General features: G+C 69.0%; 9 protein-coding genes. 1 reads left to right on the top strand and 8 read right to left on the bottom strand.

Going from position 1 to position 9,431, the window contains the following annotated elements; translation table 11 throughout:
- Window positions 1–5: 5 nt before the first annotated feature.
- A complete protein-coding gene (locus tag NQK81_RS30180; RefSeq protein WP_225949358.1) occupies window positions 6–500 on the top strand; it encodes a TIGR03618 family F420-dependent PPOX class oxidoreductase in 495 nt (164 codons plus the stop codon).
- A gap of 75 nt (window positions 501–575) precedes the next feature.
- On the opposite strand, the gene NQK81_RS30175 is transcribed toward NQK81_RS30180, so the two are convergent.
- The 8 genes from NQK81_RS30175 to NQK81_RS30140 all read right to left on the bottom strand — a co-directional run bounded on the left by NQK81_RS30175 (window position 576) and on the right by NQK81_RS30140 (window position 9,251).
- Window positions 576–1,766, bottom strand: coding sequence for a cytochrome P450 (locus NQK81_RS30175; RefSeq protein ID WP_257484186.1), 1,191 nt, complete (start codon window positions 1,764–1,766; stop codon window positions 576–578).
- Complete coding sequence (locus NQK81_RS30170; protein ID WP_257484185.1) at window positions 1,759–2,967, bottom strand: acyltransferase family protein; 1,209 nt, start codon at window positions 2,965–2,967, stop codon at window positions 1,759–1,761. Before NQK81_RS30170 ends, NQK81_RS30175 begins: the two co-directional genes overlap by 8 nt.
- A gap of 99 nt (window positions 2,968–3,066) precedes the next feature.
- Window positions 3,067–4,449, bottom strand: coding sequence for an MFS transporter (locus tag NQK81_RS30165; protein WP_257484184.1), 1,383 nt, complete (start codon window positions 4,447–4,449; stop codon window positions 3,067–3,069).
- Window positions 4,446–4,592 carry a hypothetical protein gene (locus tag NQK81_RS30160; protein WP_257484183.1) on the bottom strand — a complete coding sequence of 49 codons (147 nt, stop codon included), beginning with the start codon at window positions 4,590–4,592 and terminating at the stop codon, window positions 4,446–4,448. The genes NQK81_RS30165 and NQK81_RS30160 overlap by 4 nt, the downstream gene beginning before the upstream one ends.
- Window positions 4,589–5,284 carry a TfuA-like protein gene (locus tag NQK81_RS30155; RefSeq protein WP_257484182.1) on the bottom strand — a complete coding sequence of 232 codons (696 nt, stop codon included), beginning with the start codon at window positions 5,282–5,284 and terminating at the stop codon, window positions 4,589–4,591. The genes NQK81_RS30160 and NQK81_RS30155 overlap by 4 nt, the downstream gene beginning before the upstream one ends.
- A gap of 9 nt (window positions 5,285–5,293) precedes the next feature.
- Window positions 5,294–6,646, bottom strand: a complete 1,353-nt coding sequence (locus NQK81_RS30150) for a YcaO-like family protein (RefSeq protein WP_257484181.1) — start codon at window positions 6,644–6,646, stop codon at window positions 5,294–5,296.
- Window positions 6,643–7,623, bottom strand: coding sequence for a selenoneine biosynthesis selenosugar synthase SenB (gene senB / locus NQK81_RS30145; protein ID WP_257484180.1), 981 nt, complete (start codon window positions 7,621–7,623; stop codon window positions 6,643–6,645). The genes NQK81_RS30150 and senB overlap by 4 nt, the downstream gene beginning before the upstream one ends.
- Window positions 7,620–9,251 (bottom strand): NAD-dependent epimerase/dehydratase family protein, encoded by a 1,632-nt coding sequence (locus tag NQK81_RS30140; RefSeq protein ID WP_257484179.1) that lies wholly within the window; start codon window positions 9,249–9,251, stop codon window positions 7,620–7,622. Before NQK81_RS30140 ends, senB begins: the two co-directional genes overlap by 4 nt.
- Window positions 9,252–9,431 lie beyond the last annotated feature (180 nt).

Below are 9,431 nucleotides of genomic sequence, written 5' to 3'. Positions count from 1 at the left end.
GGAAAATGAGCACTGGTATCCGAGAACCGCTGAAGGCAGGCCGTCCGCACATGCCCGGCTACGGCACCCAACAGTGTGAAGCCGGGTTGCTGCCCTGGTCCTGGGCCGACGACAAACTCCGGGCCACGATGAACTACTGGGTCGCGACCGTCCGGCCCGACGGCAGGCCGCACGTGATGCCGGTGTGGGCGGCCTGGGACGGCGAGGCCCTCTGGTTCGGCAGCACCCACACCTCGCGCAAGATGCGCAACCTGCGCGCCGACCCGCGCTGCACCGTCACCATCGACGACGCGCTCGACCCGGTCGTCCTCGACGGCGTCGCGGAGTTCGTCACGGACCCGGAGGCCATCGCCACGTTCGTCGAAACGGCCAACGCGAAGTACTCGTCGGCCTACAGCTACGACCCGGACGTCAACGCCGTCGTCGCGATCCGGCCGGCCTGGGCGTTCGGGATGCGGGCCGAGGACTTCACCGGGACGCCCACCCGGTGGCAGTGGTAGCCGGTCTCCCGGCTCCCACATGACGAAGGGAGCTTTCCTCGCGTCTCACGCGGGGAAAGCTCCCTTCGTCTTTGCTCAGCGCAGGTTCAGCAGCAGCCGGGACGGCCGCTTGAAGGCGCTGTCGGTCCACTCGACCTCGTCCGGGTCCTCGGCGAGCGAGAGATCCGGATGCCGGTCGACGAAGGCGCCGATCAGTTCCTGCATCTCCATCCTCGCCAGGTTCGCGCCGAGGCAGAAGTGCACCCCGCGGCCGAAGGTCAGATGGGCCTTCTCGTCCCGGTCGAGGCGCAGCTCCCGCGGGGCGTCGTAGATCGTCGGATCGTAATTCGGCCCGACGAAGGACGCGACGACCGCCTCACCCTTGCGGATCGTCCCGGACGCCAGCTCGACGTCTTCCAACGCGACCCGCAGCGGAGCACCGTCCCCCGGTACCTCGACGCGCAGCAGTTCCTCGACCGCGCTGGGGATCAGACCGGGCTCGGCGACCAGGCGGTCGTAGTGCTCACGCGGGGCCAGCAGCCGCAGGAACGCACGGGACAGCACCGATCCGGTCGTCTCGTGCCCGGCGAGGAACATGCCGATCGTGTTGCGCACCAGCTCGTCGTCGGTGAGCCGGTCGCCTTCGTACCGCGCTTGGATCATCGTCTGGAGCACGCCGTCGCCCGGCAGGTGGCGGACCTGTTCGATCAGTTCGACGCAGTACGCCGCGAACTCCATCAGCGCCGCGGTCTGCTCTTCGATCCCGAGGCCGCCGGACGGGAGCAGGAGATCCGACCAGTGCCGGATCCGCTCGGCGTCGATCCCCGGTACCCCCATCACCTCGCTGATCACCTCGACGGCGAACGGGAACGCGACCGTGCTCACCACGTCGACGACCGGACCATCGAGCCCGTCGATCATCTTGTTCGCCATGGTGCGCACCCTTGGCCGCCACTCCTCGACCTTGCGCGGGGTCAGGGTCCCCGCCAGCAGGCGGCGCAGCCGGGTGTGGCGGGGCGGGTCCATGTTCATGATGATGTCGGGGTCGACGGTGAAATCGAGACCGTCGGCCTGCCTCGGCGCCCCCTCGTACGTGAGGTTCCGGCTGAATCGCTGGTCGCTGAGCACCTTGACGACGTCGTCGTACCGGACCGCGAGCCTCGCCACGTCGCCGCTCTGGAGCCGTACGTTGCCGAGCGGGCATTCCCGCAGACGGTGCTCGTAGTCTTCGACGGGACGGCCCCGGGGGCCCTGCGGGAACGGGAAACTGTCGAGTTCTTCAGCCATGGTCTTCCATCCTCACCGTGGGTGCCGGTGCCGCGGTTTTCGCGGAAGCCGGATCTTGCCGATACACAACGAACCGCGGTCTGCGCCGGGTGGAGAAGCGCCGCATGACGGGTCGTTCCACGCCCGCGTAAAGCAGCCAGGACAAGACGAGCGTCACGCCGAAGAGCAGGGCGGTCACCCCCAGCGCCGCCGGTGTCCCCCATTCGTCCCCGATCCACCTCACCCCGAAGGTGAGCACGAGCCAATGCACCATGTAGAAGGCGAAGGAGACTTCACCGAGCCACACCATCCGGCGGCCGGCCAGGAAGGTCCGTTTCCCGTCACGGTCGGCCACCGCGCCCGCCGCGATGAGCAGGCCGAGGGGCACCACGGTGACCGCCGTCAGCTTGTAGGTCATCGGGAACAACGGCGCCGTCGCGTAGGCGACCAGGGAAAGGGCAGCGGCCCAGCCGAATCCCACCGGCAGGCGGCGCCCTTCCAGCACGACCCGCGCCAGCAGGATGCCGAACACGAAGTCGAGCAGGCGTACGGGGGCGAACGCGTAGACGAACCAGAACCGCGGTACCGAGGTCTCCGCGTACCAGAGGTAGGGCTCGTTCGGCAGGGAGGTCGCGGCGAGCGGGACGAGCAGGATCAGCGCGACGACCACGCCCACCCAAAACCACAGCCGGTCCGGCCGGATCCGGCGGATGTACCGGAACAGCAAGGGGAACGACAGGTAGAACAGCACTTCGCAGGAAAGGGACCACGAGACGATGTTGAAGCCGCCGTTGACCGGCGCCCAGGCCTGCAGCAACGACAGGTTCAGCGCCGCTGTCCCGGGGTCGAAGGTCTCGTTCGCGACGAAGCCCAGCAGCAACGCCGCCGCGACGAAGGTGACGACGTGGTTCGGGTAGATCTTGAAGAACCGACGCCGCCAGAACGTCCGTGCCGTGTCCTTCTCCCGTGCGGACCAGGCCAGCACGAATCCGCTGAGCACGAAGAAGAATCCGACGCCGGTGAAACCGCCCTGGATGAACATCGCCGTCATCGACTTCTGGACGCCGTCGTCGGCGAACAGGTTCTCCAGGGTGAGATGGGAGAGAAAGACCGCGAGCGCGGCGATGAAGCGCATCCCGGTCAGCGACGGCAGGCGTGCGGCCCGCGCGTTTCGCGCCGCCCGGCGGCCCGATCCGGCCGCGGGCGAAAGGGAAATGTCCATGTCCCCATCGTCAGCGACCGCTCTTCACCAGGGCATCTCCGCCGGTGCGGAGCTGATCGGGATCGGTCCGCACCCGGCGGGCGGCATTCGTCCGATCGGTCAGGTCACCCGGCTCCGCAGTGCCAGCAGGCAGGCGGGAACGGCCACGAGGGTGACGAACCCGAAGACCACGCCGTAGACCAGCGCACCGGGGTACTCGACGGCCGTCCCGACGTTGAACAGCGCCCCCGCCGCGCCGATCAGCACCACGCTCCCGAGGCCCTGCGACACCTGCATGGCGGCCGAGTACCGGCCTTGGTCCTCCGGCGGGCAGTGGTCGAAGGCGAGCACCGTCAAGCTCGGCATCACGAGCCCCATCCCGAATCCGGCGACGATCAGCGCGGCGCTCGCGGTCAGCGGCGGCACGAACCCGAACACGCCGAAGATCGCGATCACGCTCGATCCGGCGATCACCACCGAACCGAGCAGCACCAACCGGTGCCGGGGCACCTCGGCCCACGGATGCCCCTGCAGCCAGGCCGCGCCCGCCCACAGCAGCGTCGCCCCGGTGAAGGAGACACCGGCGACGGTCACCGAGATCTGCCGCTGGTTGATCAGCATCAGCGGGATGTAGGACTCCAGCGTGAAGTAGATGCCCGCGCTGAGCCCCCGCAGCAGGATCGCGGCGGGGATGCCCCTGGCCGCGCGGAGCGTCCCTTCCGGCAGCAGCCGAGGCACGCTGATCACCAGCGCGACGACGCCGACGGCGGCGAACGCGAGATGTGTCAGGTCCAATCCGGACGCGCCGAAGTGCAGGATCCCCGCCGCCACCGCGACGATCGCCGCGGCCCGCACGAGACCCGGCGGCGTCGCGCGTTCGTCGTCGGCCACCGGGCTGAGCCGCCGCAGGAAACCGAGCGGGATCAGGGAAGCGACCGAGACCAGGATCGCCAGCCCGAAGAACACCCACCGCCACGACAGCAGCTCGGTGACCGTCCCGGCGATCGCCGGGCCGATCATCGACGGCACGATCCAGCAGGTGCTCATCAGCGAGAGCGCCTTCGGCCGCAGCTTCGACGGATACGACTGCGCGATGGTGACGTTGAGCCCGACGACCACGACACTGCTCGCGAAACCCTGCACGCAGCGTCCGGCGATCAGCTGCCACATCGTGGTCGCGGTTCCCGCCACCAGCAGCCCGGCAAGGAACAGGCCCAGTCCGAGTATCAGCAGCAGCCGGGGCCCGCGTTTGTCGGCGATCTCGCCCGCCAGCACGCTGCCGAACAGGCTCATCGTGACGAACCCGCCCAGCGCCAGCGCGTACACGTGGAGCCCGTCGAGCTGGCCGACCGCCACCGGCAGGGTGGTGACCAGCGCCAGCGCGGCGAACCCTTCGAGGAACATCACGCAGGCGAAGCCGATCGTGCTCGCCCGGTACTCCCTGGAGAAGATGCCCGCCTTCGACGGTGTGACACCCTCCTCCGCCAAAGGCGCCGCGGTCATTCGATCGAGGTCATGATCGTCATGGTCAGGGATTCCAGCGTGCCCTGGACGCCGTCGGACGACGTCCGCACGGCCTCCAGGAACCGTTCCAGCTGGTCGGGGCTTAACCCGGCCAGCGGGGCGAGAGACGGGTCGATGTTCACAGCGCACCTCGGACGTCGGCGGATTTGATCTGCGGTACGGCGGCCGGGTCGAGGAAGTCCCGCATCGCCGCGAGGAGCAGCAGGGCGTCCTCGCGTTTCGTGTCGGGGGCCCCGCCGGCGAAGAAGGCGGCGATCCTGGCGTGCTCGTCCTCCGGGATCTCCCGGCGCAGCAGCATGAGCACGGTCCGGTTGACCCGCTGCGGGAAGTACAGCTCCTTGGCGATCTCGAGGAACCGCTCGCCCGTCCCGGGGGCGAACGCGCCCTGCTCGATGCCGGCGGCGATGGCGAACCGCATGTTCACCATCGGCTCCGACAACGCCGAGAGGTTCTCCTCGTCGTAGGTGACGGCGACCTCGTCGTCGGCATCGATCCGCCCGGAGAAGTACTCCTCGTAGATCTTGCCGACGCCGACCATGCCGAACGGCGAGCATTCCGCCGCGCGCAAGGCGCCCATACTCGACGAACCGAACATCGTGACACCGCGGTCCATCGCTTCGAGCACCTCCTTCGGCGAGACGCACAGGCTCTGCAAGAAGCGGCCGTCGACGATGCCGATGGCCTCCGGCGGCTCCGGCCTGGCCAGCAGTCCGGCGAGGTCGCCCCGTTTGACCGGCGGCAGGAACTCGACGTCGAGTTCGGCCGAAGCCGATTCGATGTCGATGCTCGGGCCGATGAAAACCACTGCGCGCATGACGATCTCCTAGGCGGGCTTGGAAAGTTCGGCGGCCCGGATCCGGGCGGAGAGTTCCAGCAGCGTGTCGTTCCAGACCGCGGCGCCACGCGGGCCGATCTTGCAGTGGTCGACGGCCCACGATTCGAGCCGCGGCACGATCACCCGCACGACGCTCACCGGGATCCCCGGCGGCGAGAGGTCGACGGCGAGCGCGCGGTCGATACCGGCGGCGCGGATCCGGTCCAGGATCAGCTCGATGTCGGTCATCACGTCGTCGGTGGTCCACGACGGGATCTCGTCGAACGCGACCTGTTTGCGCATCGGCTGCCAGGCCCACGCGCCCTTGTCGATCGTCGCCGACCGCTGGACGTGGTTCTGGTACTTGGACACGTTCTCGGTCGGGAGCCGGATGTCCTCGCGCATCGCCTGGATGTCGACGGCGCGACCCTGCGCGCATTCGGTGATGGCGCGGATGAGCGCGACGTTCGCGTCGGGATGCGTGCCGAATCCGCCGTGGCCCTGCGACGTCGTCGGGCCGAGGTCTTCGGAGGTGGCGGCGAGGAAACTCGGGATCTCCAGATCCGAGGTGATGTGCACGATCCGCATCTTCAGCCCGGCGTCGTGGAACTTGTCCACGAGGGATTTCGCGACCGGCGGCAGCGTTTCCAGGTCCACGTGCGGGTGGAGTTCCCTGAGGTACGACGTGATGTGCTCGGGCTGAGGCTCGACGAAGATGCCCTTTTCCAGCACCTGCGCCAGCTGGCTGCTCACGAGTTCCGCGTTGGTCATCGAGTCGCGCTCGATCAATTCGGTGAGCGCGTGGCAGATGGCCTCTTCGAGGCTGTTCCCCGACGCCAGGCCATTGGTGGAAAGCACCTTGTAGCAAGGAGGTTCATGGAACTTCAGCCCGTAGACGGCGGACGCCTGCGGGATGAGGACGGACTCTTCGTTCATCAGGTCGTACGCCTCGACCCACGAGATCGGGAGATCGTCGCGGTAGTGCGCGGAAAGCTCCGCGTTGTTCTCGCGCGGATCCAGCACCGTGCGGCCCTCGGCGACCAGCTCCTCGTAGGACGCGATGACCCGCGGCCGCACCGGGAGCGCGGCGGAGAACCGCTCGATCGCCTCCATCGCCGCGGACGTCCTGGCGTCGATGTTCGTCAGACCTTTGCCGTTGTAGACGGAGATGATGTCGTTGGAGCGCGGCGCGATGGCGTTGTAGACCGGGATGCCGACCCGGTCGAGCCAGGTGATCTCCGCGACCCGGGTGACCCCGGCGCGCCGCAGATGCGGCTCGATCCGCGTGTAGGTCTGCTCGGCGGTGAATTCCCGGTGCACCCCGCCACCACCGACCTTCGGAACGCTCTTCCTGAGTTTCATCGCACTCCCTCGTATCCGGAGTTCGCCGGCACCGCTTCGGCGAGCAGTCGTTGCCATGCCTGGGTTTCGCGCTCCGGATCCGCCGAAGCGCGGCGGGCGGCGCACTGCCGCCGTATCCGCGTGTAGAGCCCGTCGCGGTCGTGCTCGGCGTCGTCGAGCACGGTGGCGAGCGCGACCGTGTCACCGACGGGGAAGTAGCCGGCGTAGTCCTCACCGAGCAGCCCGACGGAACCCGGGACGCGGGTGGACACGATCGGGACCCCGGCGGCGAGCGCTTCGGTGACCACGTTCGCCCCGCCCTCGTGCAGCGACGTCAGCACCAGCAGGCGGCTGCGGGCGAGGACGGCGAGCGCTTCGGGTCGCGGCAGCGGGCCGAGCCAGGTGTAGCGCGGGTTTTCCGCCGACTCGGCACGCAGCCGCTCGCCGACGTCGTCCTCGCGCACGCCGCCGACATGGGTCACGGTGATCCGCGACGACGACGGCAGCAGGCGCACCGCCTCGCTCAGCCGCAGCGGATCCTTGACCGGCCGGGCGTGTGCCAGGAACGCGACCTCGAAGCGGTCCTCCGCCGGTGCCTCGCCCGGAATCGGCGGCATCGACTGGGTGATCACCCTGGTACGGCCGCGAAGCCCGAACGGAACCTGGAGGAGTCCTCGCGGCTGAAGGACGACGATCCGCGTGGCTCGTCCGAGCAAGCCCAGGTCGACGCCCCCGGTGACCAGGTCCGGGTAGAGATCCGTGCCGGTCAGCGCGATCACGACCGGCGTGTCCGGGCAAGCAGCGGAGAAGGCGCGGATCGCGGCCTCGCTTTTGCGCGCGTGCAAGGCGATGAGCAGGTCGTAGCGCTCGCCGTCGTAGTCCTGGGCGACCCGGACCTCGTGGCCGAGGTTCCGCAGCAGACGCGCCCACCGGCGCGCGGTGACGCCGTTGCCGTAGTCGCTGGTTTCGGGGACGGGGCCCGCGACGAGGATCCTCATCGGACCCGGTCCACGTCGTAGGCGAGCCATTTGCCGAAGGCCCGGACGGCTTCCTCGGCCGGGATCGTGGCCGTCCAGCCGAGTTCCGCGGCCGCGAGGCCCAGCTTCATCACGCGCGTGTCCGACGGGGCGGTGACGACTTCGGTCGGCACGGCGCGAACCGCGGCGCAGACGACCTTCGCCAGTTCATTCCCGGTGAGGGTCGCCGTCGCGATGTCGTACACCGGCGCGACAGGTCCGCCGGTCAGCACCGCGTCGATCGCGCTCGCCATGTCGCGCACGTCGGTGAACTGGTGGACGCGGTCGGGGTCGACCGGCAGCGGCCGCCGGGTCCATGCCAGCTCGATCCAGTGCGCCACCAGGGTTTCCGTCGAGGTATGCGGCCCGATCGGCGTCGCGAACCGCAGGACGTGCTCACGCGATCCGGCGTCGACGATCGCGCGGAAGACGTCGCCGGGATCCGCCACGTCGCCGAGGTGCACGCGCCTCGTCCCCTCGGCGGCCCTCGCGCTGTCGACGACGTCGTGGCCGAGTTCGGTCAGCAGTCCGGAAAGGTGCTCGGCGAGCGGGCCGCCAGGGCCGGTGATCGCGATCCGGATCCCGGTCCCCCGGCGTGGCCGCCGGGGCCTGCCCGCTCGATCACGCCCCGCCGCGAAACCCCATACGGCGACGTCGTGGTGCGAGGGTGTGATCGCCTCGATCTCGGACGCCAGGAGCCGATCGCAGAGACCGCCCGGGCCGATGGTCGCCAGCGCCTGGTCAAGCACCGCACTACTGTGTTCCACAGTGGACAGTCCCATGGCGAACGCGGTCAGCCAGGTCTGCCAGGCGGCTTCGGACAGGTCCGAGCCGCGTTCGAACCCCGTTCTGCACTCCTGCGGCGAAATCCCCGATCGCCGCAGGAGCCGTTCTGTTCCGAGGTACTCCCAGTACCCGTCGCCGCGTACGGCGCATTCGGAAGTCAGGTGTTTGTGGAAGGGGATCACTTCATGCTCGGCGAGCACGTCACCGACCGTCGCGGGGGCGACCGCGGAGAAACACGCGGAACGCCGCAGACCGTGCGCGTCGTTGCCGGCGACACTGGGCAGGCCGGAATGTTCGACGGTGTTCGGCACCGCGATGCGGATCGGTGTCCCCACTGCCTTGAGATAGCGGAACATCAGCACGTCGCACGGCCACCGGTCACCGTCGCGGACCGCGTATCCGGCGTATCCGCGCGCGATCTCGGCCGGCAGCATCAACGCGACGCAGGGCGCGTACTCGTTGACCCCCGTCGCCCAGTCCGCACCGGCGGCCGCGGCCATCCGCACGGCCGCGCCGTTGCGCGAGTTCCAGTTGGCGTAGAACGCGATCGCGTCGCCGGGCAGCCGCCCGGCCGCCTTCCGCGCGTGCTCGAAGAAGCCGTCGGCGAGCCGGACGTCGTCCTGCAGGACGAGAAAGTGGGTCGCGTCGTCGGGAACGCCGCTCCAGGCCAGTCTCGTGGTGCGCGCGGCCGTCGGCGGCCCGTCCGGATCGGGGTCCAGGACGACCCGCGTCGCACCGGCGGGATCGAGTCGCGCGAGTGCTTCCGCCTCTGCCCGGCGCCGGGGGTGCGCCATGACGGCGCCGTGCACCCGTATCTCGGTCATCGACCACCCCTGCCGTCCATTTCGAACACCGGCCGAAGTGTGTCACCACCCTTATACCGTCTTCTTCTTCAAGACTGCGAGTGGGACGGAACGGTGAACTTCTCCTCGATTGCGCCTCTTTTCCGCATATCCCACGAATGAGATTTTCACGGGTAACGTCGGGAGCAGGCCACGAAACCG

Origin of the sequence: Amycolatopsis roodepoortensis (genome assembly GCF_024628825.1) — a bacterium.
GTDB lineage: Bacteria > Actinomycetota > Actinomycetes > Mycobacteriales > Pseudonocardiaceae > Amycolatopsis > Amycolatopsis roodepoortensis.
The sequence above is the reverse complement of the archived record's forward strand: the minus strand, read 5'-3'. Positions and strand labels throughout refer to the sequence as shown.